The following is a 24,730-nucleotide window of genomic DNA, read 5'->3' on the forward strand; positions in this document are numbered from 1 at the left end:
AGGAGGAGATCGACCCCATTCTCAGCATAACTACGAAAGCCGCCTGATCATGACCTCAGGCCATCTGGAAATTTACACCACCTTGACGGACGTGACCCGAGGCCGGTCAGCAGGGACACCTGCGGCCCGTGATGGGTGTCGTCGTCCGGTGCCATGAGAAATCTCCATGCTATCGTTTTTGTTCGTATTTACGAAAACGTACTGCCCCGTGTAGCGTGTGATCAATGGTAAAAATGGAGAGTTTAGAGGACAGATGCAGCAAGCCTCGACTTCGATAACAAGGTGATAGCCACGACAGACCCGGAGTCGGGGATGTCGAAGCCTCGGCACTCTTCGACACCACGCCGGAACGGCTGTTCCGTGCACTCACCACAAAGCAAATCTGCAACTGGTGGGTCCGGCCGGGCGTGTTCAACACCGAAGAATGGACCGGCGATGTCCGCGAAGGCGGTCGCTGGGCCGCAGCGGGTGTCGGCGGCGGACAGCCTTACCAGCTCGAAGGCGAGTTCCTCACCGTAGATGAACCGTGCAAGCTCGCGCATACGTGGAAGCCTGTAGGCGCGCCCATCGAACCTGCAACGCTGTCCTACAATGTTGAACCGCAGGCCGATGGTGTGCGCCTGACTCTTTGTCATTCCGGCCTGCCGAACGCCGAAGTGTGCGAGAAGACACGTGCAGGCTGGGAAACAAGCCTGGTCCGGCTTCAGGAAATCATCTCCGCTGAAAAGGCCTGATCTGCGCCGTGGCCTACGATCAAGCCCTTGCCGCCCGCGTTCGAAACGCCCTGTCGGACGTGGGCGATCTGCGGGAACAGAAGATGATGGGGGCGGTGTGCTTCATGGTCGGGGGCCACATGTGCTGTGGCGTCATCGGGGCCGCACTGATGGTCAGGGTTGGACGCAACGGTTATGAAGCTGCTCTGACGCAAGACCACGTGCGACCGATGGAGATGTCCGGCGGGCGCAAACCACGCGGGTTTGTCCTCGTTGATCCGCCCGGTGTGGAGACCGGCGATGCGCTGAACCGCTGGATTACACGCGGCCGCGGTTTTGTCTCCACACTGCCAGAGAAGTAAGAAACTGACAGGTCCGGCTTGTCGGGGCCCGGAAATGCGGTCACTCGAACGGATGGTGCAATCTGTTTGGAACTCTGCCGTTTGTGGCCTTGGCGATGTTAGCCGCTATTTCTTGCTTTGAACAACCGCACCGGCCCCTTGCCGCCTCGCTCGATGACGCCCTTGGCTTCGAGATCGAGCTGCACGGCCTTCAGCCACCATCCCGCCTTTTCGCCGTCCGGAAACAGCTCCTGCGACAGGTTCGGCAACAGTGCCGCCTTGGCCTCGGCGACGGACATGCCGGGGGCCTCGGACGGCAAGACCGGAAGTAAAGCGTCCCGCATAGCAATGAATTTCGCCTTGTTCAGGGGCGCCATGGCCGGGGCCTTGAAGAAAAAGCTCGGGCTCGCGGTGACTCCGAAAAGGTCGCAAAGAAGGTCGAGGGGCGTGGAAGGGTACACGAAGTTCCGGCAGCCTGACGGACCCGGTCCCCACAGGATGATGGCCGACCGTCCTACAGGGGGCGGCGGCCTGTCCTGCTTCGGCCCGCAAGCTGGTCGGCCGAGTGCCTGCGTGCGCCGAAATTGGTCAGCGAGTGCTCTGAAAGTTTTCGGCGGCAGATTCGAGCACTACCCGCGCCACCTCGGCATCCCCGAAGCCCTTGCCTTCCATGCCGCCATCCGGTCCCTTGTAGTTCGCAAACCACAGGTCGACGATCTGGCTGACGCCCGGATACTCGGCATCAAGCTGCGCCATGCTTTCGATGTGCGAGAAGGGCGAGTCCTCGGCCAGAACAGCGATCAGCTTGTCGTCCTGTTCCCCTCCGTCGAGCATCTTCAGCACCCCGATGACGCGCACATCGACGACCGCGCCGCGCGGCGCAGCCTGACCCAGCACGATCACGTCCAGAGGGTCGCCGTCACCGCCCAATTCCTTGGGCAGCGCCGTGCCCGGGATTGATCCGTAGTTGCCAGGATAGCCGAGATAGTTCACGACGCGCGGCTTGCCGTTCTTGTATTCCCAATACACCGCTTTGGGATCGTCTTTGCTGACCTCCCACTTGGCCGATGTGCCTGACGGAATTTCGATGATTGCGCGAACAGTGCCATCTTCGCCGAATGCGTCCAAGGCCATGATCTCTTCGGTGCCGACGATCGTAAAATCGTCCTTGGCCGTCATAGCGGCAGCATGAGGGGTGGTTTCGGAAAAGGCGAGCCCCCCGAGCGACTCAGCGTGCGTCATCTGCGTCATGAAGGCGAGGCAGGCAGCACCTGCCAGCAATCGTGCTCTGGGCATCAGCGGTCTCCATAGATAGTGTTTGGAACACGTCTAACGAAGGATTGTGACATCCAGATTACGGCCAGACATCTGTGGTCCCGGACAGGGTCAGATCATGCGGGCGGTGAGCTGCACCACCATCCGCAGGCAGGACCGCGTCCGGACCCATTATGCCGTCGGCTCGCAATGTCTCGACAGTGGCTTCGCGATCCAAGCCGCGGGCCTTGTAGGCCATGGCCCGGTGCGGCTCCGGATCGCTGGGGGAAGCAACGATGTCTCTTCATGCGCTTGTCGCAGCCTGCGCGGATCTACGCCGAGGGGCTGCGCCACCTCGCCTCGGTTCGCCTGCGGCATGCCTGCGACGGCTCGATGGTGGAGCGACATTTCCCCGTGTTCTGGCGCCGCCATACCGCTGCGCTGCAGCGGCTTCCCGAGGTCACGCGCCTCTGCACTGCGCCCCATGCTGCTTCGGAATGGAGTGCCACAAGCCAAATTCTTCTGACAGACCCGTTCACTGAGCTTTCTCCGTGATGACTCAATCCGGACCAAATTCGATACAGGTCAGAGCCTGTTCGCACGCCGGTGCATCTGAAACACACCTGCGCGCCGTGTCCGTGGCCTTCTCGCAAGCGACCAGGCACTGCTCAAGCAGGGCAGGATTGGTCGTCCCGACGCACTCGATCATCCGCTGACAGACTTCATCGCAGTGCGGGGGAAATTGAACCCAGCCTTGGCCCACATCGCCAGACGCAGCTTTCAGTCCGCCAGGACAAGACGCGGATTCCGAGCCTAGCCCGAAGCCGGCCAGCCATAGAAAGAACAACAAGCCAGATAGCTGCATATCTCATCAACGTCTGTGATCGGGATGTCCGCGCAAAGTAGCAAGAACCCGAGAGTCGTTTCAATGGATAACTCGTCGCCATTGTCGCCCTTCCGGTGGTGTCCCACCGCTTGGCACAGGAGGCCGCGCGCTGAGTTCCCGGCCTGGCGTAGCGCAGCGCGCGGCCGCGCGTGACGCTAGCGGCCACCGCCGTTCTCCGAGAGGTTCGGGTTGCGAGACCGTGGACCGAGAACGGAGGCGACCAACCCGACGTGCTAAGGACCCGAATTCGCCGCCCAAGTTGTTCGGGACTGGATCGCGGCCGCCGGCGCCAGGGCTGCTTATATTGAGCCGGGCTCACCTTGGGAGAACGGCTACTGCAACAGCTTCAACGCAGGGCCCGCGACGAGCTGCTCGACGGCGAGATCTTCCACAGCATGCGCGAGGCGCAGATCCTGATCGGACAATGGAGGATACACTCCAACACCCGGCGACCCCACAGTGCTCTAGCCTGTAGTTCTCACCAGACGTAGGTGCATCGGGGGTCACTCGCAACGTCCGCCGCATCCGCGTCGCCATGGCATCGAGCTGCCCGGACGCCGCGTTCTTCCGCCTCGCCCGCGCCCGATTATGCGGCTGACGCGCCCAGAGCCCCGCCCGCCCACCAACCACCAATCGACCAACCCTGCCCAAACCACCGCGCCACGGCGCGCAGCAACCGGCCGCCACAGCCTACGCCCGCGACGCTCCGGTGAAAAGTCCGGGCCAGGCTACCGTCCGCCGGCCCGGGAAACCATCGTCCCGATGGAACAAGGGCCGACTATGCGCTAACACTCAAAACGGACGACTAGGGTGTGACTGATCGGCTGGCACAAGGGCCTCCGCTATGCTTCTCTGAACACACGCCTGCAGCCATTCGGGGGGGAACCAAAAGGGAACATCCAGGCAAGATCCCAAGGCGAGTCACGGGAGATTCGATAAAGTTGGCAAAGCATTTTTCATTGGGGATCTTCACCCCGCCCGAAATACGCCACCTGGGAGCGTTGATCGGCGACCCTGACGCGCCGAGGATCATTGCGCTGTCGACGAGCGCCGTGTTTGGCGATCGGACTTTGATCTCGCGCTTCAACGACAGGGACTGGAGGTCGATCGACAGCGGTTTCCAGGGCCATCTATACACACGACCGGGCGATTGCCTCATTGTACGCGCACCCAGCGACGTCCCGAACGTCGGCGAGCAGGTGGTGGGCGCGCTGGCTGTTAACTGTGAGATCTGGCAGCGGCTGACCGGCATAGCGCTTGTTCCCCCCGACGGACGGGTCGTCTTGGCCGGCGACCGAAGGCCGAGCCCGGAGGTCGTGCTTCCGAAAAATTTCGAATGGCGCGTTGGAGCCTTGCTGGAGGTTGCCGTCTCGGTCTTCCGAGAGTCCGGCATTGCACTGTTGGCGTTCACACTAGATGAACGACTGCTGGCCGAATTCGGCGCTCAGCCCTCGAGCGTTGCGACGACGACCACCACCATCATGGACAAGAATTGTGCGACAAGGCTGCTCAACCGGCACGGCGTAAGCTGCCCGGAAACGCATATTTTCGAAGGCGACGGTGACCCAATGCAGGTCGTGGCGGGCCTGTCGCAGCGCGAACGATATGTTTTGAAGCCCGCTGGCGGGGCTGCGGGATTCGGGGTCTTCAGCAACCATGGCGCAGGGGCGACGCCGGAGCAGCTGCATCGGCATCTCGGCGCGTTGCGCACAGCCGGTCGGCTGCCGGGTCGATTCCAGATCCAGGTTTTTGTACCAGGCGAGTCACTTGGCGTAGTCGGCTTTGTCCATGCGCAAGACCGCCCCGAGATATTCGATATTCATCGACAAATCATCGAGGGTGACCGCTTCGTGGGCGCAAGCTGGACCCCGGAGCTGGAAACCCGAGAGCGCGAACGCGTGGAATGCTTATATCGCCAACTCGCCAATATTGAGGGCGAGCTTTGTCCTGTGGGTCTGCTATGTCTTGATATGATTGACGGTCACGTCATTGACGTTAACCCGCGTTTGACCGCAGGCGCGCCGATTGCACATCTCTTGCGTCTGGAGTCTCGGCTCGCACAGCACCGGGGCCCAGGCTTTCGGATAGAGCGCATTGACCTGAACACAAAGGTCGCGATCCCGTCACGGCTGATCAATGAAGGCGCCGTGCTCAACGCAGTGGAGACGGTCTGGGATGAACACCAAGTGCTCGTGCTGCCGCAAGGGCTCGACCCGTTCAATCCCTCCAAGATCGTCTTCGTGAACGACAATGCCGAGGGGGCCGGCCAGCGACGTTTCCGTGCGCTGGTCGACCAGCCGGGGTAGCCGCTCATCAATCCGTCGGGAACGCCATCCTCCAGTTCACGTTGATGTCGCGCGGATAGCCGCCCTCGACCGCCCAGCCGCTCGCCGGGTTCACGCGGACGTACTTGCCGCCCTTGAAGAAGTAGATCCGCGAGTTGCCCGGGCTCCAGGTGGCCGAGTCCACGCCGTTGGCAAAGTCGGCCGGGAACCCGGACCAATTGCCGGCGATGGGCTTTGGATAACCTGCTTCGACAGCCCAGCCACTGCCTGGGTCGACGCGAATGTATTCGCTGCCCTTGAAGAAGTAGATCTTGTTGTTGGGCTCGCTCCACAAGGCGGCATCGACGCCGCTTTGGAAGTTGGTGGGAAAGCCCGACCAGTTGCCGGCGATGGGCTTGGGATAGCCACTGTCGACCTGCCATCCGTTGCCTGGATCGACACGGATGTATTCACTGCCCTTGAAGAAGTAGATCTTGTTGTTGGGCGCGCTCCACAAGGCGGCATCGATACCCGACGAGAAGTTGGCGTTAAAGCCGGGCCAGTTTCCCGCGATCGGCTTGGGGTAGTCTTCCTCGAACTTGAAGTCCTTCGTGTAGCGAGCGTAATAACCCTTTGAGAACAGATAGAACTTGTCGTTCGCATCGCTGAACACTGCCCCGTCTATGCCGGAAAGGAACGCCTTCCAACCGATATGCGCTCGGGTCCAGTCACATACATTCGTGAGCGAGTTGCCGTCCATCAAGCAGGTGAGTTGGCTTGTGGTGCAGGTGTTGCAGTTTCCGTTGACGTCCCTAATGAATTTCCCATGGAGCGACTCGCAGTCGCACTCTGCATAATACTCGTCGGGCGCGTGGAAGATGTGCCCGGTTTCATGAGCGACGACACTGTCTATGCTGGTCCAGGTGGTCCAGTCGCCCTCGTCCCTCTTGTAGATGGTGACACGACGGGATCCTGACGACGCATATCCGATCCACGCCGTGGGAAGCTTCGTGAAGAAGATGATGTACCCGAACTGCGCGCTGGCGGCGTTCTGGAACCACTCCGTCAACTGGATCATGCCGTCGGTGCCGGACGAGAACCCAAGCTGGCTCAGCGCTGCGTCCCGCCACTTGGCCTCGGCGTCGTGGCCGAGCCCGACGGGCTTGGGGTAGCCGTCCTCGACCTTCCAGCCATCGTTTGGGTTGATGCGCACGTACTGGTTGAACTGTCCTGCGCGGAACATGTAGATCCGCTGGTTCTTCTCTGACCAGATCGCGGCTTGGATCCCCTTGGTGAAATCCGGCGTCCAAACCCCCCAGGTCGGCATGCCCGGCCAATTGCCCTCGATCGGCTTCGGATAGCCTGCCTCGACAGCCCAGCCAGCGCTCGGGTCAACGCGGATGTATTCGCTTCCCTTGAAGAAGTAGATCTTGTTGTTGGGCGCGCTCCACAAGGCGGCATCGACGCCGCTTTGGAAGTTGGCGGGGAAGCCCGACCAGTTGCCGGCGATGGGCTTGGGATAGCCACTGTCGACCTGCCATCCGTTGCCTGGATCGACACGGATGTATTCACTGCCCTTGAAGAAGTAGATCTTGTTGTTGGGTCCGCTCCACAAGGCGGCGCTCAGGCCGCTCTGGAAACTGGTCGGGAAGCCCGGCCAGTTGCCGGCGATCGGCTTCGGGTAGCCGGCGTCGGCCTTCCAGCCATTGTTCGGATCGACGCGGATATACTCGTCGCCCTTGAAGAAGTAGATCTTGTCGTTGGCCAGCGCGTAGACCGCGGCGTCAATCGAGTAGTTATAGTACTCGTAGGTTAGTCCCGGCCAATTCGACCCCTCCCAAGGCTGAAAGCTGCTGAGGTTCACACTCAGCGGCTGGTAGATCCAGGTAAGGTTGCTTTCGGGTTCGTTCGTTGCCAAAGTATCGAGACCGTGCTGAACCTCGGCCAGGATGTGCGCCTTCTCCGCCTCAGAGGTTGCAAAATGGTCAGGGCCGCTGACATAGACGACGCCGACCGAAACGGTGTTGATCATTCGTTCGTTGGCCATGACTCAGTCCTCCCCCGGTGGGGTGCAGGTGTGGGAAAACAGTTCCCTCTCTTCGGGTGACTCGCCTACCGTGCGGGTCTTCTTCTGCGTGATGAAGGCTTGCGAGAACCTCACTTGCAGCGCCTTAGCGAAGAGGCGCTCCTGTGGTTCCATGGTGCGCATGACACTGGCGACGTCGTCGCCCGGCGCCAGGACCTTCGCTCCGTCCGGCAGACTCCTCAAGAGCGCTGCTTCGTCTTCAACATCGTCGACCACCAAGATGCGGCCACCATTGTCAGACTCGATCCTGCCACCTCGTCCCTTGATTGACTTGATCGCTTTAGCCCTCTCGGCCCAAGGACGCCGACCTTCGTCATCTTCAACGTGTCTGGGCCCAAGAACGATGATTTTCTTCGCCATCTCCGAACCTCCCTTTCGAAAGCCTAAGTGTAGCATTTTTCGCAGGTCAATCACAGTGGAGAGCGGGGCCAGGGATGGAGTGCGCCCCTGAGACTGGACAGTTTGGTCCAGAGTTATTGACCGGGTCGGGGTTCTGCTAAGGAGAACCCCATGACAAAGAGACATCGCCGCCACAGCACCGCCAGGAAGCGCGAGATCGTCGAAAGGCATCTCGCCCGAGGCGCTGGCGCGCATGGAACAGGAACCGGCCCGCCGACTGCTGCCGGACCGCCGCGCGATGACGCCGATCAGCGTGACCGAGGACCGCCTGCGCCGCGCGCGAGGCCCTGGCCGCACGCGGCAGCTCGACCCGCTGTGGGACGAACTGTTCCCCGCCGAGCAGGCCCGCATCGTGGCGCTGCTGGTCGAGCGCGTGGACGTCGGCACGGACGGATTGAACGTCCGGCTGCGCGTGGACGGCCTCGGCGGCCTAGCGCGCGAGATGTTAGCCGGCGACATCGAGGCCGCAGCATGACCCGCGGCGCCCCGATCCCCGAAACCATCACACTCCACGTCCCGTTCCATGTCGTAAAGCGCGGCGGGCGTCAGGAGATGCAGCTGCCTGACGGCGCCACTCAGTCACGCCGGACCGACAGCACGCTGCTCAAGGCGCTGGCCCGCGCGTCCCGATGGAAGCGGATGCTGGAGACGGGCGAGTTCGCCACGATCGCCGACCTGGCCGAGCGCGAGGAGATCGCGCCCTCCTACATGACCCGCGTCCTGCGCCTGACGATGCTCGCGCCCGACATCGTCGATGCGATCCTGGACGGGAAGCAGCAGCCCGAGGGAACGTTGGCGCAGATACTGGAGCCAATCCCGGTGAAGTGGGAGGATCAGCGCACGAAACTCAGCTGAGCGAAGAGAACGGCTCTCAGGCGTCCTTGAGGTCAACGCGGCAAAGGGCAGATCAAAGCCCCCTGTCAATCCCGGGGGGGATAGACTCCTTCCGATATGACGCAGTGCAGCAGCCCGGAGCCGGGCTGGCCGTACGGGATCGGCTGGCCATCCTCCTGCTTGGTACGGAGGTCGGGCACGGCGAACGTGCTGACACCATCGCCACCGTAGCTGGTGCCGTAGAGCGAGTAGAGAGCCGTATTCTGCTCGATTGGCAAGATCTGTCCGTCGGCGACGATGGTTCCGCGCGGGCAGTAGTTCGCGCCGGTGACGAGAATTTGGCCCATGTAGCCCGCGTCGTAATATTGAGCGGCGGTATCTGTCGCAAGCGTTGTGCCGACGAACGCAATCGTCGTGAAAGCGAGTAACTTCATACTGGTCCCCTGGAGTTCGAAATCCTGTCGCGAGTCTAGGCCGGGGCGCTTCGTTTGTCTCGACAATTCGCGAGGGCGCTCATGGCGCCGCGCAGGTCACGCCGCCGCTCCCCGTGGTCGCCAGTGGTTCTGTGAAGCCCTTGGGGGCGCAGCAAATGCAGTTGCAAGACCGAGAATACGCTGGTCGCCTGGGCGCGAGCCTTCCGCGGGGGCGGATGATGAAGTCGGGCGAGTTCGCCACCATCACCGAACTTGCCGAGTGCGAGGGGATCGCCTCATCCTACATGACGCGCGTCCTGCGCCTGACGTTGGCCGCGTGGCAGCACGAATGGTTGGCCGCCAAGGTGAACGATTTCCACAGAGCGTTTCTCAACCGGGTTAGAGACCTCGATGCTGACGAATGGCAGAAGGAGAGAGCAGCAGGCGACGATACAGGCCAAGAAGCGACCGAGTCCTAGAGCGCTTTTCTAGTCGTTGCCTCGTTGGAATTGGGTCCGTTCCAGCGAACGCCACCGGTATCGAAGTGTTCAGCTCAGGCCACGAAAGAACAGCGCCGTTTCAAGGGCTTGCAACCTATTCTCCAAATCGGCGCAGTCATAAGGTCCGGAGAATATCGGCCCTGAGAGACCGCTTTCGGGCCTTGTTGCGCCAAGGCCAGTGCTCAGCCCCACCCGCATAACCCTCGAAAACAACGAGAAAACCCGGCCGCAGCCGGATGGCCGCGATGCGAAGGCCGCGGCGCGTCATCAGCGCTATGAATGAACGGCAGTTCTCGGCCGCCACTCTCGTCCTTTGCAGCCGGGGTCTACCTGCTGTTCATGGTCGTGGTGCTGGGCGATCTGGTCAGCATCATTCCCATGGCGGCGCTTGTGGCGATCATGATCAGGGTGTCCGTCGGCACGTTCTCATGGTCCTCGATCAAGGCGCTGACCGTGCATCCACGCTCGTCCTTGCGGCTGAGCCGCCTGTTCAATGCGATCTCCTTAAACATGCACCTCCTGATCTTCTGCAGGTCGCTGCAGGATGCCGCGAGCCGGACAATCGAGAATGTTGCTGGGAAACGGGGCGCAACGACAGCAATCGTTGAAGTCCATCGCTGCGTGCCTGTCGACCGGCAGCGTCACGTCATCGCCACGGGCTATAACGGCTTTCCGCGCGGCGTCTGCGATCGCGAGTAGCGTCTTGAAGATCGCGAGACGAAATACGCCGTGGTGTTCCACGCCGAGGCCAATGCCGTTCCCTCGACAACTCGGTCGAGCCGTCCCTCAAATGCACGTCTCAGGTTTTCGTAGCCGGGGAAGTCCGACTTTAGGGAAAGGTCCACACGTCGCCCGACCCAGCCCTGTGCCGCGCGCGACAGAACGAACTCGCCATTTCCTCCAGTTCGAAGGAACTGGCTGAAGCTGCTCTGCATGATGCCACCGATAACTGAATGCGTGGCGATACCCTACGGCGGTTCGGTTAACGCCCCGGTAAGGGACCGCGCGGTGATCACCGAAGGTTGGATCCCGGTCGCGTTGGCGGAGGGAACGACTCTAATTCCTAACCCTCTCCCGTGCCAGTGTCCGCCCCGGCGTGATGGTTGCGAAACTCTGCGCAAATCTGACGGACTTTGGAGAATCGGTTTGTCAGCCCGGACCAAAGTCATCCCGAAAGCGGTCGATTTGGTGCATGCGTTCGTGCAGGATGGTCACGATCCCGATGTCGCCATTCGAGAGATACCGCCAATAGACGAAATGGCGCTCGTATCGAAAGAAGAACCCTTCGACGCCGAACTCGGCCGGGATGGGCTTTGATGCGACCCCGTGAGCTGCAATCCTCTCGAATGCTGCGAACAGGCCGGTGATGTACGTCTCGGCTTGCGCATCACCCCATCTGTCGCGGGTGTAGCGGTAAATGTCGTCGAGGCGATGGGACGCCCCTTCCTGGATGCGAATGGCGGGCACCGGCTCAGCCCCGGTTCCGCGCGATCACCTCTGCCGCTGTCAGCGGCTTGTACGTCTCCTCCGGAGCAGCAAAGGCATGGGTCAACTCGGCCTTCAGCCGGTTAAACGCCTCGGCCTCAGCCCGCTCCTTGTCACGCCGGATCAAGTCGCGGATGTACTCGCTGACGTTCTCATAGGACCCCTCATCGCCAACATTGGCCGAGACAAAGTCGCTCAAGGCTCCGCCGATGCGGACGGTCATTGTGGTCGTTCGGGACATGGCGCTGTACCTCTCATCTCGTGCGTATTCAATATAACCAAAAAAGAACACAAAACAAGCTGTCATACCCCTTGCCGACCCCGTCAATCGTCTGGATCTTCGACAACGTGGCGGCCCGCAAGGGCAAGCAACACGTACAGCACGGCATCCGAGTGCCGCGTGAGAGCGATCAGATGGTCACCGCTTGGCCCCCGCTCGCCCGAGAACCAGTATTTCACGGTGCGTTCGCTGGCGCCCGTCCAGCGCATGGCCATCTTGATCGCCCGATGTGTATCGCCCAGTTCCTCATGCAGAGCCAGCGCTACCGCCGTCCGATAATCGGATGGTTCTTCGACCAGGTGCACAAATGTGCCCATTTTCGGCACAACTGTGCCCATCTTCACCCGCATATCCACGTCCTTCTCCGTTAAACATTTGAAGAACCATGAAAACGGCGAGAGCCGGATTTGTCCGTGACGGGTCATCAGACCGCGTCTGACGAACACGATTGACTTGAGAGGCCCGCGATGAATTGGGATTTGAACACCAGTACGCAGCCAAACGGAAAGACATTGCCCGTTTCGGGAAACGACTTTCCGGGGCTTCTCGCGCCAGATGGGAAGCTGGAACGCAAACAAGGCTATATCGGCTGAAGAGGAAAACGCAATTTGAGTAGCGGTCGAGGCAATAGAACGGACGAAGGTGACGAGGTTGGGCAGGACATCCCGGCCGTCGCCTATGTGCGGATGTCGACCGATCACCAGAAATACTCGACCGAGAACCAACTGGACGTCATCCGCAGCTACGCGATCGCCCGCGGACTGCAGATCTTGCGCGTATTCGAGGATTCAGGGCGTTCCGGGCTACGGCTCGACGGCCGGGAAGCGCTGCAGAACCTGATGGCCGAGGTCCAATCCGGCCAGGCCGAATTCAAGGCGATCCTCGTCTATGATGTCAGCCGTTGGGGCCGGTTTCAGGATGCCGACGAGGGCGCCTACCACGAGCATGTCTGTTCACGCGTCGGGATCCGGGTCCACTACTGCGGCGAGCAGTTCGAGAATGACGGCAGCATCGGCTCGAACCTTCTGAAAACCGTCACGCGGGTGATGGCCGGGGAATACAGCCGCGAGCTGTCGGTTAAGGTATTCGCTGGGCAGTGCCGCCTCGTGGAACTCGGCTATCGACAGGGCGGCGCAGCGGGTTATGGGCTGCGGCGGGTGCTGATCGACGAGCACGGCAATGCGAAGGGGGAGCTGTCCCGCGGTGAGCAGAAAAGCCTGCAGACCGACCGCGTGATCCTGGTCCCCGGCCCCGATGAGGAACAGCGGGTCGTCCAGCGCATGTACGAGATGTTCGTCAACGAGGTGGGCACGGAACGCGAGATCGCGGAAATCCTGAACGGCGAAGGACACCGCACCGATCTCGACCGACCGTGGACGCGGGCCACCGTCCATCAGGTGCTGACAAATGAAAAATACACCGGGAACAATGTCTTCGCGAAGGTATCTTTCAAGCTGAAGCAGCGCCGCGTTGTGAACCCGCGAAAAATGTGGATCCGCGCGCAGGGTGCATATCCCGCCATCGTCGATCAAGCGCTGTTCTTGCGGGCCAGGGAGATCGTGGATGCCCGAAACCGCCATTTCTCGGATGAGGAACTGCGCGAGGCCCTGCGCACCATCCTCAATCGCCAAGGCGTGCTGTCGGGGCTGATCATCGACGAGCAAGACGACCTGCCTTCCTCCAGTGCCTATCGCAGTCGCTTCGGCAGCCTGCTGCGTGCCTACCGGCTGATCGGCTACGAGCCGGACCGCGACTACAGCTACATCGAAGTCAACCGTGCCCTGCGGCAGGCCCATCCGGAGGTGGTGGCCGAGATTATCGCCGGGGTTACTCGGCACGGCGGGTCGGCGGTGCAAAACCCGGAACCCAAGGAACCCGACCTCCCGCGCCGCCGCCTCGAACGCCACCGGGTCGTGGTTCGCCATGGCGATGTCGAAGGCGGCGCCGTCGAGGTGCTTGGAGCGGGTCGCGCCGCCCACGGCGCGGTTATGCTCGGGGCTACGATAGGCGGAGCGGACGATCAGCGGCTTGCCCAGCCGGTCGCGCAACGCCTGCAGCTTGTCGAGCGCGGTTTCGTTGACCAGCAGCCTGCCGGTGCCCCGGCAGGCGATCTCGGCTGGGCTGAAATTCGGCCAGCGCCAGGTGCTCTCCGGCACGTCGCGCCAATGGCGGTGGAAGGTCGTGGTCATGGGGTCCTCCGAAAACGAAAAACCCGCCTCAAGGGCGGGTGCGGTTGGGCTGATGAATGGGGGATGGGGCGCGGCTACGGGCCGCCGCCGAAGATCTTGAGCTTGATGGCGATGCCGGCGAGCAGCGCCAGCATGACGCCGGTGGTGATCATGCGGACGGCAGTCTGCATGGCGGTGCGGCGCACGAGCCGGATGCAGTCGACGAGCGAGCGCAGATCGCGGATGTCGAGCGCGGCCTCGTCGCCGTCGAGGCCGACATCGGCGAGCGCACGCTTCGCGCCTTCCTCGGCCGCCCGGGTCAGGATCGCCTCGAACTCGGCGTCGGGCATGCGCACGAAGCCCTCGGATCGGGATGGTGTCATCGGGTCGGCGCCGTCGATGCGGCCATCGTTCCGGATGGTTTCGATCCGGTCGAGATTGTTGGCATAGGTGATCTCGGCCGAGACCACGTTGCCGAGGGCGATCCCACTCCGGGTGATCGCGCCGTTGAAATGGCCGAAGCGCTTCGGCTCCAGCCCGGCCGGTGTCCCCGCGCTCGTCGTGGTCCCGACCGTCTCGCCCTGCGCGACCAGCCGGGCCGTTGCGGTCAGCAGGCCAGACCGCTGCATCTGCCAGGTGATCTGGTTGAGCACGCAGCCGGAATACATCGCATAGCGCGGCACTTCCGGCATGCCGGTCTCGATCGACATCGACGGCAGCGTCCAGGACCCTGACTGGAACTCGTGGGTGTACGGCGCCTCCGCACCGGTAGTCGTGGGCGTCCCGAAGGCCGCCTTCAGCCAGAACCCGAAGGCCTCGGCGTCGAGCGGCACCACGAGATCACCATCCGCCGTCACCGCGTCCTTGATCGGCGCCAGCGGATCGCGGCCGTAGCCGAGAAGCTCCGAGTTCAGCAGCGGCTGCTCCGCGCCGAGCGAGGTGCTGGCGAATGGCATGCGGGTGACGCTGGCGCGACTGATGAGTCACGTTCCGGTGGACTGGGAGGGACAGCGAGCAGGCCTTCGCTGACCAACACACTCGGCCCTCAGCGGACGGTGACGTGCTGCAACGCGGTTTCCTAGAACCGGACATTCCGAAAGGGCTTGCTTCGACTTCGGCGTCTGCGTCGGAAATCGGACGCACTGCTTGCGCAAACCGCAACAACGACATTCCGCGCGAGCAAGTCGGTCTTGATGACCGAGGCAGGTTTCCGAAAACTGCCCCTGCCCCAGTTTTCAGGTTGGGGTCGCTATGACCGCCGTCCCTCTGCCAGTGCCGTTCAACGGACGACAGCTTTCATCCTGTCGTCATGACCCCGTAATGTTTGTGCAAGTTCAACGCCACCCCCCCCCCCGCATCTATAAGATCACGACAAAGTCGGTGGGGCGTTGCCTTGACCGCCCGCAATAGAAAAGTGTGTACGTATGCCAAAGGATCAAATGAAGAAGCGCTCTGCTCTCATGCCAGATCGACGCCGGGCGACCGTGGACATCGGCTCGCGCGGCTTTGCCCCGCCAGCTATGGTGGGGTTTGGCCGTATCGAGGTTCTCTTGCCGACTGACGCTGCGGCAGGCGACTTGCGCTTTTTGGGGATCTAACGATGAAGTGCGGGGGCGTGAATGACCAACCATGTCACGGACGAGGCGCTGATTCGGCGTCCCAAAGGTCTATTTATGCGTAACACTTGGATTGGTTCACTGATCCGCGGCGCTTGGCCAATGCGGCTTTCGTCTCTTCTGACGACCTTCGCCCTTTTGTTGCTGGCCTGCACCTTCGTCGGCGCAGGCCTGACCGTCTGGGGCATTCAGGCCACCCGCCATAACGATGCCCGGATCGCCCTTTCGAATGCATCCTACGCAGAACACCTGGCGTTGCAGTCGAACGTCAACCGCCTGTTCAAGGAAAAGGCTGATCGTCTGCTGGTCGGTAATGGCGACGACCTGACACCGAGGATCAATGCCGACATCGACGGCAACATCGAAGTGCTCCGTGACCTCATCGCCCGCGAAATCGAACTCGATCGCGAAGAGGAATTCGAGGAACTGGCCTTTCTCGCCCAGATCGAACGAAAGATCGAAGAGATCCGCGCCAGCTATCGCGAGTTTCTGGCAGACCCGCCCGAGGACGATCCCGCGCGGGTGGCTCGGCTGGCGAACTTGCTGAACCGGTCCATTGATCAGGGACTTTCTGACCTCATCGCCGAAGCACTGGCCGGAGAACGGGAGGAGGTGGAGGAGAACATGCAGGCCGCCGCCGCCTTGCGGTCGAACCTGAATGCCGCCGCATGGGCCATCATGACCCTGATGGCGGTGCTGACCGGTCTGGTGTCGGTCGGATTCCGCCGCTGGACTGCGCGGCCGCTTGCAGGGCTTCTGGCTGGTGCCAATGCCTATCGCCAAGGCGATTACAGCCGCACGCTAGAGGTCGAGGGCGCGGCCGAATTGCGCGACCTTGCCGCAACGTTGACCGCCATGGCCGCGGAAATCGGTGCGCGCGAACGGGCGCTGACAACTCAGGCGCGTGCGCTTGAGAAAAAGGTGCTCGACCGCACGGCCGAGCTTCGGGAGACCTTGGGACGGTTGCAGCGGACCGAGGAAAGCCGCCGTCAATTGATGGCCGATGTGAGCCACGAGTTGCGAACCCCGATCACGATCATCCAGGGCGAGGCCGATATCGCGCTGCGCGGTGGCGCGCAAAGCCCCGACGAGCAAAGCGACACGCTTTCGCGCATCCGCGATGCGGCCCGCCATTCCAGCAAGATCGTCGATGATCTGCTATTGGTCGCACGAGTCGAGGCTGGGCAACTCCGCATCGACCGGCGCAGCGTCGATCTCAACCTGGCGGTGGCCGATGCGGCATCCATGGTGAGCGCGGAGATCGAGGTCATGCAGCAAGCGACGCCCGCCGTTTGCGAGGTCGATGCCTTGCGCCTGCGCCAATGCCTGCTGGCAGCCATGAACAATGCGTTGCGCTATGGGGGGAAACAGGTCCTGGCGCGGGTCGAACCGACCGATCAGGGCTTTGCCATAATGATCGAAGATGACGGTCCCGGCATGAGCGAGAAAGAGCGCAGCATGGCGTTCGAGCGGTTCTCTCGCGGTTCGGGGGCCGATGGTGCGGGCGTTGATGGAAACGGGTTGGGCCTGCCGATCGTGCGGTCGATCATGCAGGCCCATGGCGGATCCGCAGCGCTGTTGCCGCGCGAAGGCGGCGGTCTGATCGTCCGTCTGGACTTTCCGGTCGGGCTGGAAACTTCTGCCAACCATGGCGAGCAAGGCGGCGCACGCATGGTCGGCAAAGCTGTGGGCTGAGGTCCTGCGGGCCGGCTGCTCGATCAGGCACCCGTGCGCCATTCGGGACAGAGATCCGTTGCGCCTTCCAAGAATTCTCTGCCACGAGCGGAATAAACTCCGTTCCCCAACGTTACTCTGGCGTCACTGATCGGAAACGATCACAGTGTGCGACACGCGGGGGGCGGATGCAGATACTGATGGTCGAGAATGAAGCCAGGGTTGCCGATTTCGTGCGCCGTGGCTTGCGCGCGGAGGGGTGGACCATCGACCACGCCAGTTCCGCCGAGGACGGGCTCGAGATGTTGGCCTCCGCGTCCTATGATGTCGTGCTTCTGGATGTGATGTTGCCGCAGATGTCGGGCGACGAGATGTGCCGCCAGTTGCGCGCGCGTCGGAACGACGTGCCGATCCTGATGCTCAGCGCCATGGCCTCGACCGATGATCGGGTGGGCGGGCTGCGCTCGGGTGCGGATGACTACCTTCCCAAGCCCTTCGAATTCGACGAACTCGTGGCCAGGATCGAGGCCCTGCATCGAAGGCGAAAGGGGCACAGCGCGCCCGACAAGAACGACCCAATTGTCGCGGGCCCGCTTGCCTACGACCCGGCGTCCATGCAGATCAAGCTGGACGACCGCAACGTGGACCTGACCACCAAGGAACGCGAGGTCCTCGTCATGTTGATGCGCAACAAGGGCAAGGTCCTTGCCCGCGAGCGATTGCTGAATTCGGTCTGGGGGATGGACAGCGATCCGCTGACCAATGTCGTGGACGTCACCGTAAGCCGGATCAGGCGCAAGCTGGGGCCGGCCGGCGGCATGATCGTGACGATCCGGAACTACGGCTATCGGATGGATGGTGAATAGCCTAGGGCACTGATCAACCTTCGGCAGAAGAAGTTCAACGGCTGCACGCGGACCCCAAAGGGAGTTGAGCTTCTTGCCGCACGACAAATTGCCGTAGCGTAAAGCCTTTGGCGGGATCTGCCTTAGCGCCTCAACTCGCAACCAGAGATGTGTCGGCTGTCAGGCGCAATTAACGTCTTTGTCAGAAACGCGCAACGTTCGCGCAAGTTCTGCGTCACACTTGGCGATTAACTAGGTTGCACCAGAACAGAACGCGCATGGGTTCAATTGAAGACGAACACAAAGACCGGCCAGCAGGTCATGCAGTTCTGCGGTGCTCACCCTTCGGCCGCCATAGCGTTGTGTTTCTGCTCCACCACCTGAAGGAGGACAACATGTACCATCCGCCTTTTGCGCCGATGATCACGGTTCATCGCGTTGCGTCCCAGTCCGGCTCGCTGCGCGCCCGGGTCATAACGCCCCCGATGATGTCTGACCTTCCACCGCTTGTGGTCCTGCACGGCATTTCGCGGAATGCGGATGAGCTTGTGGAGTTGTTCCGGCCCGAAGCCGAGCGCACCGGGCGCAGGATCGTTGTCCCGCATTTTTCAGAGAAGAAATGGCTCAATTTTCAACGCCCCAGCCGCAGCGCGCGCCCTGATCGGGCCCTTCTTGCCCTGTTGTCGCATCTGGCCATTCTTGACCCGGCCTTTGCCGGACCTGTCGATCTGTTCGGGCATTCCGGCGGCGCGCAACTCGCGCATCGGTTTGCGATGCTTTACCCGCACAAGGTTGGGCGGCTGAACCTTGTCGCAGCGGGATGGTACTGCCTTCCCGACACCAGCATGGCCTATCCTTACGGCCTGGGCACGGATGCGACACCCGGCTCGCACACATGGGCGCGCCGCCACGATCACAACATGCCCGCCTTCCTGCGGCTTTCGGTCAGGGTGTTTGTGGGCACCGAAGACACCTTGCGGGACGCAAGCCTGCGGCAGAACCCTGGCCTTGACCGTATTCAGGGGCGCACCCGCATCGCCCGGGCCGAGACCTATGTCGAGCGGTTCCGCCTGGCAGCCCGTGCCAAGGGTATTCTGCCCGACATCAACCTGATGCGAATGCCCGGCGTGACCCATGACGTCGCCAAAGCCATCACGCAGGCCAGGCTCGCCCGCCTTGTCACCGAAGCCGAGCCCGCCCTTTTGGCCGTGGCTTCCTGATCAACATCGCAGCTCACCTAGGGACCCGTTTCATGACCCAGGACACCCTCGCCCTCCTGCCCAGAGCAAAATGGACCTTTGCCACCCGTCGTGTCGATCGCGACCTTGTCGCGGGAATGGATACCGACTTCGCCGCAGCCCGCGCAGGCGATCTGATCCTCGCCCAGGTCGAAAGAATCGGCCAGCACAGCCGGGTGCAACTCTCCATGGGCCGCCCGTCGAACATCTTTCCCGGCGACTTGATCGTCCTTGCCTGTGGCGCACGCTATGCCCCGGATCAGTTCGAGGGGCTGGCCGAGATCGACCCCGCCGGGGCCGACCTTCTGGCCGGTGGCGGCTGCATCGGTCGCATGGTTGCCCGCAACGAGCGGATCAAGCCAGCCACACGCCTGCTGCCCATGGGCCGGTTGGTGGATGCCGAAGGGCAGACGGTCAACCTCGACCGCTTCGCTTTGCCAACCGTTCGTCAATCAAAGGAAATCCCTGTGATCTTCGTACTTGGCACGGCCATGAACTCTGGCAAGACCACGGCGACTGCGCAACTGGCGCTTGGCCTGCGGCTGGCTGGCTACAAGGTCGCGGCGCTGAAGGGCACCGGGACCGGGGCGTACGGCGATTTCAACGAATACGAAGACACTGGCGCGCATTGGGTGGCGGATTTCACCGACGCGGGCATGGTCACCACCTACCGCGAACCGATGGACCGGGTGAAGCAGGGCCTCGACCTGCTCTTGCAACATGCCGCCGGTCAGGGCTGCGACATTGCCGTGATGGAAATCGCCGATGGGCTTTTCCAGCGTGAAACCGGCGCTCTGGTGGCGGATGACTGGTTCCGCCAGAACATGTCTGGTCTGGTCTTTGCCTGCGGTGACGCGGTCGCGGCGGCGGGTGGTGTGGCGGAACTCGCGCGGCTGGGCCTGCGTCCCGATGCCTTGGCCGGAATTCTGAGCTGCTCTCCGATGGCAGTGGCCGAAGCCCTGGCCGCAACCGGCGTACCGGTCTTGCGCAAAAGCGATCTGTCCGATCCGGCCGAGGCCAACGTGTTCGCATTGCGGGCGCTTGCTGCCGAACGGAAGGCCGCGTGATGGCGATGCCGCCGCACCTCGACCGGAAGCGCGGTTGGGGCCTTGTGGCTGTGGCGGTGCTGATGCTCGTTCAAGGGGGGGCTGCGGGGGCTGCGGCTTTTGCCACGCGCAGCCTTTTCGAGGCGATGCATGGCGGCGGTGCACTTCCCATCCCGGCCCTCGCGGTCCTTGTCGGCGCGGGTCTTGTCATCGCTGCAACGCGCGTCGCCGCCCGTCAGATCGGGGAACGTATCGGTCAGGACTATGCGCGCCAGATCCGCACGGCCCTGTTCGAAAGCGCCGCACGGATGCCTGCCCGTGCCGTCTCGCAGCGCCGCAATGGCTACATGTCCTTGCGTTTTGTCGGCGACATGACGGCGTTCCGGAACTGGCTGGGTCTGGGCTTGCCGACCCTTGTTGCCGCGTTCGTCTCTGTTCCGGCCATGCTGGCAGTGCTTTGGCTGCTTGACCCCGTGTTCGCGCTGGCGGTGCTCCCGGTCCTCGTGCCGACCTTGGCTCTGATCGCATGGGGCGGGGTGCGGCTTGTGCCCTTGCAAACGCGTTTGCGGACCCGCCGGGCAAGGATCGCGGCCGAAATGGCCGAGCGGATGCCGATGGCGCCCTATCTCGACCGCCTGGGCAGACGCGGCAAGGAACTGGGCTTGCTGGAAAAGCGCACAGACTCCATGATCACGGCAGCCCTTCAGCTTCGCTTCGGCGTCGAAAGCCTGAAGGCGCTGTCGGATCTGGCGGCGGGGATCGCGGCGGCCCTTGTCATTCTCGTGGGTTATCGGTCTGGCCTTGGCACCGGCAGCATCGCGGCGGCCCTTGCAGTTGTCGGCCTGTTGCTGTCACCCCTGCGCGATCTGGGAGCGGTCTGGAACTACCGCGCCGCCTTCTGCGCCGCCGCGATCAAGGCTGAGGCCGCCTTGTCCCGCGCGCATCGCGATCTTTACCGCAAAGGCAAATCCTTGCCGAAGGGTGCCGTCGAGGTGGTGTTCGACGATGTCGCGTTGCCGTCGGGTGCGCGTTTGATGCTCAACGTCGCACCCGGCGCTGACACTGATCTTGTCCTGACTGAGCACGACGCCGGAGCTGTGGTCCACATGTTGCTGGGGCTCGATGCGCCGTCAACTGGGGCAATTCGGCTTTCCGGTATCGATCTGCGCGACCTCAGTCGCGGAACGCTGCGGCGCAACGTGCAGCGGGTCGGGACAAAACCGGAAATCCTGCAGGGCTCCTTGCGGCGGGTTCTGATGATGGGCTGCGATGATCGCCTCGACGACGCGGCCCTTGAGCCTCTCGCGCGCGAGGCCGGTCTTGGCCCCTTGCTTGACCGGATCGGTGGACTGGATGGGAAGGTTCTGGAGGGTGGAAAGAACCTGACGCATGTCGAAAAACTGGCAATCAGCCTGGTCCGCGTAGGTCTTTCGCGACCGAAATTGATCCTGATTGACCTCGACTTTGACGCGCGGCTGCTTCAATCAACACCCGATGATATGCTGAAGTTCAGGCAAACGGTGATCAGACTCAAGGCGCGTGAGTTCGGTGCCCAATCGGCAGCGTAACAATTCCCCGCGCCGTGCCAGACATAGGCGACCTCACCCGGAAACAGCCGGAGGGGATGAGTCATCGAAAATCTCGGCTCAGGGTCCCGCAGTCATGCGCTGGCAGAACTGCACGAGATCGCTCGTCTCCAAGCGATTATTAATCGTTTTCTCTCGGTTGCGTCCGTTCGGAACTTCCCAAAACCGGGGCGCTGATCGCCGCTTGGATTCCCCGCCGCCGCCAAACCAGACGCAATGCGCGGACGTGCGCAACTAACTGACCTGCCTAGCATTTTCTTTCACGCCTTCGTTCGGACGCAACCACGTCGAGTTGCTCAGATGGAGGACAATATGAAACGGAACTGCATGACCCAGAAAGAACTCGCCGACCGCTGGACCATCTCGCACCGCACACTGGAGCGGTGGCGGTGGGCTGGCGAAGGCCCGGCATACATGAAGCTAGGCGGACGCGTCGTCTAGGGTTTGAGACCAACAACGTCTTCGACCACGGGCTGTTGTGGGGCGACGACAGCTTGAGGCCGCTGGCGGGCGGCGTCGCATAGGTCGTTTCGAACGCAAGCGCCATCAGCGCCCGCGCCCCCTGGGCTCGTGCCATGGTGTTCTCCTTGGGTTGTCGGGGTCAGGCCAGCGGGTCGGCCGTGGAATAGTGCAGCACCACCGGGAGTGAGGCGGATCAGATGACAGTCCAGTGGACTGTCGTCCCGCCGAACGCGGCCTTCAGGCAGGCCGCAGGTTCACCCAAGCGGGTCGTCAGTTGAATAATGCAAGACGACCGGAATGACCGCCGCCTTCAGGCTCGCCGCGCCCTCGACCGGCAGGTCCACGGGGCGCGGGGCTTCCGCCTCGACCCAGTCGCAGAGCCCGCCCAGCGTGCCGTCGGTGGCAAGTACTGCGCCGATGCTGGCGATCAGCGTGTCGAAGGCGGCGTCACGGGCGGCGCCCTGCACGATGGCCTCGATCTCGGGGCGGTGCTGGTAGTGATAGCGCAGCGGCGACAACGTCACCTCCGGCTCCCCCGGCTCGCCGTCGCGCAGGATCAGCAGGCCCTCAGCCGGCACGCGCTCTGGCAGCACCTCGCCCCGCAGAGCGGTCGCGGGCAGCGCCGAGAGCCGCGCGTGCAGCGCGGCGAGGATGGTTTCGCGTGGGGTGGGCATGTCAAAATTCAATTTCTTATTGGGGAGACCGGGTGTCTCATCCTCGGCCCGCTCATCTCTAGGCGCTTGGCAAGGGTCAATTGGCGCAAATGGAGCAAGAGTCGGCCAACGTGACGCAAAAGAAGACCCATCCATATCCTTCTCTAGAACGGACAGGGAGTAGACAGCGTGCAGTCCCGGACGCGCTCGGGATAATGCACGATGATGCCAGCGCCGACGAGAAATTGCGTATAGCCGGTCGTGCCTTCCGGGGAGCAACTCAGACCGCTTTCCTTCTTTCGTGAAAAATACAACGGATCGGAGCCGGACGTCAGTACGCCGTTTTCGATGTCGTAGAGGAAGGCCGGACCATCCATGGTAGATGAATAAAGATACCGGTCATTATAGCACATTAGATCAAGGACATAGGGCGATACCAGATCACCGTCTTTCGTCCATAGATAGAAGTCGTGTCTTTCGTCCCAGATGTATCGGTGCCCGAGCTCAAGCCCATTGGGCAGCGGCGTGCGCTCCATCCTAGAAAGGACCACGACAACAACGAGAAGCGCGACTGCGGCAAGCAAACCGCGCCCAATGAGGCCGAGGCGATGGCTGGGAGCGTTATTGCGATCCATCTGAAAATTCCGAATGAGACGCATTTAGTATGCGCTCATGTCCTCCTCAGCGAACACCTTTGCCCTCAAATGGGAACGCCATGACCCCGTAACAGGATAAGCGGTCCCGTTCAATTCGGTCAGGTTAAAGGCCCGGTCGGGGATTTCATCACCAGTAATCCACTCCCTGATGTCGAGGGGGTCTGTGAAGATATCTGAAAACTCATACGCTGTTTCTCCTTCGATAGCGCGCATTCCATGAACGAGCTGTGTGACCCCTGAAAAACTACCTTTGACGACGCCACCGCCATGGGAGAACTGCACATTCTCGAAACTGTATGACCTATCGAATTGTGCTGTTAGTCTCGCTTCTCGAACCTCCCCGATAATCTGTTTCGTCCAGCGTTCGAGTGCTCCATGACGATAGGCCCATAGTTCGGCGATCTCACTGAGATGTCCGATCTCGCTCAACGTGACGCCACGGCCAGCGCCCTGAAAAAAGTGACGCACAAAATCAAGATTCTTCCATCGTTCGTTTGATCCGCCAATACCCTTCAGGTCATGCGTGACATACTCTTGTCCGTCGCCATGGTAGGGTTCAGCTCGGCAACGGCAATTGTAGTCCTCACCGGGATGCCCGCCATCTGGCGGGTTGTCCCACGAAAACACTTGCCCGTCCCGTGCGCGGTGCGTGGGGCGTGTATGTCGGTCGCGTCTTGACCACCAGATGTAGTGCGTCGTTGGCCGCTCTTGTTTGATCGACCATTCGATAGGCGTACCTTTGCGAAGATATGCTTGGAACGCTTTGCGGTAGAGTTGCGGATCGACGTGCATGCAGAAGACCTTGGACAGAGTTTTCTTCAACTTAACGCAAGAGAATTAATAGTCTGGTAACGGAGCGAACGATCATAGTCTCCCCTCCACCCAATTTGCCACGATCAGCCCCGGTACGCTGTCCAGCGCCCGGCCTGCATCCCGCGCCAGATCCAGCCGCTTCGGCAGCTTGACCCGCGGCACCAGCAGGAAGATCGGGGCGGTGACCTTGCCGCGTCCGGTCTTCGAGCGCGACACGACCGCCTGGCCCTTCGTGTTCAGCCGTCCCTCCGCCACCAGCAGGCTCGGGCCCATGCGGCGATACACAAAGAAGCGAGTCGCCAAGTGTTCGGGATTGGCGAAGAACCCGGTGCGCGGTGCATTTTGAGCGACATACAGGCAGCCGTTGTCAAGGCGGGTCAGAACCGGATTCAAGGAGTAAGTAGATGATTTTCTTGGGGCACGTCCGTCAAGGTGGTGTAAATTTCCAGATGGCCTGAGGTCATGATCAGGCGGCTTTCGTAGTTATGCTGAGAATGGGGTCGATCTCCTCCTTGTCG

At 61.9% G+C, this 24,730-nt stretch carries 22 protein-coding genes and 8 pseudogenes; 15 read left to right on the forward strand and 15 right to left on the reverse strand.

Going from position 1 to position 24,730, the window contains the following annotated elements; all coding sequences use genetic code 11:
* Positions 1–347: 347 nt before the first annotated feature.
* Both L1965_RS15530 and L1965_RS15535 read left to right on the forward strand, forming a co-directional pair.
* Positions 348–734, forward strand: a pseudogene (locus L1965_RS15530) (SRPBCC family protein); the annotation flags it as partial.
* Positions 735–742: 8 nt separating this feature from the next.
* On the forward strand, positions 743–1,075 hold the full coding sequence (locus L1965_RS15535) for a TfoX/Sxy family protein (RefSeq protein ID WP_235757352.1): 333 nt from the start codon (positions 743–745) through the stop codon (positions 1,073–1,075).
* 98 nt (positions 1,076–1,173) lie between these two features.
* On the opposite strand, the gene L1965_RS15540 is transcribed toward L1965_RS15535, so the two are convergent.
* The gene (locus L1965_RS15540; RefSeq protein ID WP_235757353.1) at positions 1,174–1,431 is read right to left on the reverse strand and encodes a DUF6958 family protein; all 258 of its coding nucleotides are present in this window, start codon (positions 1,429–1,431) and stop codon (positions 1,174–1,176) included.
* 211 nt (positions 1,432–1,642) lie between these two features.
* A complete protein-coding gene (locus L1965_RS15545) occupies positions 1,643–2,350 on the reverse strand; it encodes an inorganic diphosphatase (protein ID WP_235757354.1) in 708 nt (235 codons plus the stop codon).
* Between the two features lie 264 nt (positions 2,351–2,614).
* Here L1965_RS15545 and L1965_RS15550 point away from each other — a divergent pair, with 264 nt between their 5' ends.
* The 3 genes and pseudogenes from L1965_RS15550 (at position 2,615) to L1965_RS15560 (ending at position 5,500) form a co-directional block, all read left to right on the forward strand.
* Positions 2,615–2,863 carry a hypothetical protein gene (locus tag L1965_RS15550; protein WP_235757355.1) on the forward strand — a complete coding sequence of 83 codons (249 nt, stop codon included), beginning with the start codon at positions 2,615–2,617 and terminating at the stop codon, positions 2,861–2,863.
* A 568-nt stretch (positions 2,864–3,431) separates the two neighbouring features.
* Positions 3,432–3,685, forward strand: a pseudogene (locus tag L1965_RS15555) (integrase core domain-containing protein); the annotation flags it as partial.
* Positions 3,686–4,135: 450 nt separating this feature from the next.
* The gene (locus L1965_RS15560; protein ID WP_235757356.1) at positions 4,136–5,500 is read left to right on the forward strand and encodes an ATP-grasp domain-containing protein; all 1,365 of its coding nucleotides are present in this window, start codon (positions 4,136–4,138) and stop codon (positions 5,498–5,500) included.
* Between the two features lie 7 nt (positions 5,501–5,507).
* Here L1965_RS15560 and L1965_RS15565 read toward each other — a convergent pair whose 3' ends face one another.
* Entirely contained in the window at positions 5,508–7,505 is a 1,998-nt protein-coding gene (locus L1965_RS15565; RefSeq protein ID WP_235757357.1) for a hemopexin repeat-containing protein, read from the reverse strand.
* A 3-nt stretch (positions 7,506–7,508) separates the two neighbouring features.
* The gene (locus tag L1965_RS15570; protein ID WP_235757358.1) at positions 7,509–7,904 is read right to left on the reverse strand and encodes a hypothetical protein; all 396 of its coding nucleotides are present in this window, start codon (positions 7,902–7,904) and stop codon (positions 7,509–7,511) included.
* 337 nt (positions 7,905–8,241) lie between these two features.
* On the opposite strand from L1965_RS15570, the pseudogene L1965_RS15575 reads away from it, so the two are divergent.
* Positions 8,242–8,418: pseudogene (locus L1965_RS15575) on the forward strand (recombinase family protein); the annotation flags it as partial.
* Positions 8,415–8,798 (forward strand): hypothetical protein, encoded by a 384-nt coding sequence (locus L1965_RS15580; protein ID WP_235757359.1) that lies wholly within the window; start codon positions 8,415–8,417, stop codon positions 8,796–8,798. The pseudogene L1965_RS15575 and the gene L1965_RS15580, both read left to right, overlap by 4 nt.
* Before the next feature lie 65 nt (positions 8,799–8,863).
* Here L1965_RS15580 and L1965_RS15585 read toward each other — a convergent pair whose 3' ends face one another.
* Positions 8,864–9,211, reverse strand: a complete 348-nt coding sequence (locus L1965_RS15585) for a phage tail protein (protein ID WP_235757360.1) — start codon at positions 9,209–9,211, stop codon at positions 8,864–8,866.
* Positions 9,212–9,426: 215 nt separating this feature from the next.
* Here L1965_RS15585 and L1965_RS15590 point away from each other — a divergent pair, with 215 nt between their 5' ends.
* Both L1965_RS15590 and L1965_RS15595 read left to right on the forward strand, forming a co-directional pair.
* Positions 9,427–9,669, forward strand: a complete 243-nt coding sequence (locus tag L1965_RS15590; RefSeq protein WP_235757373.1) for a hypothetical protein — start codon at positions 9,427–9,429, stop codon at positions 9,667–9,669.
* A 315-nt stretch (positions 9,670–9,984) separates the two neighbouring features.
* Positions 9,985–10,161: pseudogene (locus tag L1965_RS15595) on the forward strand (sodium-independent anion transporter); the annotation flags it as partial.
* A 678-nt stretch (positions 10,162–10,839) separates the two neighbouring features.
* Here the strand turns inward: L1965_RS15595 and L1965_RS15600 are convergent.
* The 3 genes from L1965_RS15600 to L1965_RS16255 form a co-directional block, all read right to left on the reverse strand.
* Positions 10,840–11,157, reverse strand: coding sequence for a type II toxin-antitoxin system RelE/ParE family toxin (locus L1965_RS15600; RefSeq protein WP_235757361.1), 318 nt, complete (start codon positions 11,155–11,157; stop codon positions 10,840–10,842).
* A 4-nt stretch (positions 11,158–11,161) separates the two neighbouring features.
* Positions 11,162–11,416, reverse strand: a complete 255-nt coding sequence (locus L1965_RS15605; protein WP_235757362.1) for a ribbon-helix-helix domain-containing protein — start codon at positions 11,414–11,416, stop codon at positions 11,162–11,164.
* Positions 11,417–11,499: 83 nt separating this feature from the next.
* Positions 11,500–12,180: a hypothetical protein gene (locus tag L1965_RS16255; protein ID WP_235757363.1), complete on the reverse strand. Its 681-nt coding sequence runs from the start codon at positions 12,178–12,180 to the stop codon at positions 11,500–11,502.
* On the opposite strand from L1965_RS16255, the pseudogene L1965_RS15615 reads away from it, so the two are divergent.
* Positions 12,142–13,320, forward strand: a pseudogene (locus L1965_RS15615) (recombinase family protein); the annotation flags it as partial. The gene L1965_RS16255 and the pseudogene L1965_RS15615 sit on opposite strands and share 39 nt — an antisense overlap.
* Here the strand turns inward: L1965_RS15615 and L1965_RS15620 are convergent.
* The 3 genes and pseudogenes from L1965_RS15620 to L1965_RS15630 all read right to left on the reverse strand — a co-directional run.
* Positions 13,318–13,644: pseudogene (locus L1965_RS15620) on the reverse strand (D-Ala-D-Ala carboxypeptidase family metallohydrolase); the annotation flags it as partial. The pseudogenes L1965_RS15615 and L1965_RS15620 sit on opposite strands and share 3 nt — an antisense overlap.
* A gap of 74 nt (positions 13,645–13,718) precedes the next feature.
* Complete coding sequence (locus L1965_RS15625; protein ID WP_338421496.1) at positions 13,719–14,006, reverse strand: DUF6127 family protein; 288 nt, start codon at positions 14,004–14,006, stop codon at positions 13,719–13,721.
* Positions 14,007–14,585, reverse strand: a pseudogene (locus tag L1965_RS15630) (phage tail tube protein); the annotation flags it as partial.
* Positions 14,586–15,242: 657 nt separating this feature from the next.
* Here L1965_RS15630 and L1965_RS15635 point away from each other — a divergent pair.
* From L1965_RS15635 to L1965_RS15655, 5 genes are all read left to right on the forward strand, one after another.
* A complete protein-coding gene (locus L1965_RS15635; RefSeq protein ID WP_235757364.1) occupies positions 15,243–16,934 on the forward strand; it encodes a sensor histidine kinase in 1,692 nt (563 codons plus the stop codon).
* 167 nt (positions 16,935–17,101) lie between these two features.
* Positions 17,102–17,779, forward strand: coding sequence for a response regulator transcription factor (locus L1965_RS15640; RefSeq protein WP_235757365.1), 678 nt, complete (start codon positions 17,102–17,104; stop codon positions 17,777–17,779).
* A gap of 374 nt (positions 17,780–18,153) precedes the next feature.
* Positions 18,154–18,978 carry an alpha/beta fold hydrolase gene (locus L1965_RS15645; RefSeq protein WP_235757366.1) on the forward strand — a complete coding sequence of 275 codons (825 nt, stop codon included), beginning with the start codon at positions 18,154–18,156 and terminating at the stop codon, positions 18,976–18,978.
* 32 nt (positions 18,979–19,010) lie between these two features.
* Complete coding sequence (locus L1965_RS15650; protein WP_235757367.1) at positions 19,011–20,063, forward strand: P-loop NTPase family protein; 1,053 nt, start codon at positions 19,011–19,013, stop codon at positions 20,061–20,063.
* A gap of 125 nt (positions 20,064–20,188) precedes the next feature.
* Positions 20,189–21,610, forward strand: a complete 1,422-nt coding sequence (locus L1965_RS15655; protein WP_235757372.1) for an ABC transporter transmembrane domain-containing protein — start codon at positions 20,189–20,191, stop codon at positions 21,608–21,610.
* 734 nt (positions 21,611–22,344) lie between these two features.
* Here the strand turns inward: L1965_RS15655 and L1965_RS15660 are convergent.
* The 4 genes and pseudogenes from L1965_RS15660 to L1965_RS15675 all read right to left on the reverse strand — a co-directional run.
* Positions 22,345–22,764, reverse strand: a complete 420-nt coding sequence (locus L1965_RS15660) for an acyl-CoA transferase (RefSeq protein WP_235757368.1) — start codon at positions 22,762–22,764, stop codon at positions 22,345–22,347.
* Between the two features lie 143 nt (positions 22,765–22,907).
* Positions 22,908–23,378, reverse strand: a complete 471-nt coding sequence (locus L1965_RS15665) for a hypothetical protein (RefSeq protein ID WP_235757369.1) — start codon at positions 23,376–23,378, stop codon at positions 22,908–22,910.
* A gap of 24 nt (positions 23,379–23,402) precedes the next feature.
* On the reverse strand, positions 23,403–24,191 hold the full coding sequence (locus L1965_RS15670; RefSeq protein ID WP_235757370.1) for a minor capsid protein: 789 nt from the start codon (positions 24,189–24,191) through the stop codon (positions 23,403–23,405).
* 72 nt (positions 24,192–24,263) lie between these two features.
* Positions 24,264–24,500: pseudogene (locus L1965_RS15675) on the reverse strand (DUF6441 family protein); the annotation flags it as partial.
* Positions 24,501–24,730 lie beyond the last annotated feature (230 nt).

Source organism: Paracoccus salsus (assembly GCF_021556615.1).
Classification (GTDB): domain Bacteria; phylum Pseudomonadota; class Alphaproteobacteria; order Rhodobacterales; family Rhodobacteraceae; genus Paracoccus; species Paracoccus salsus.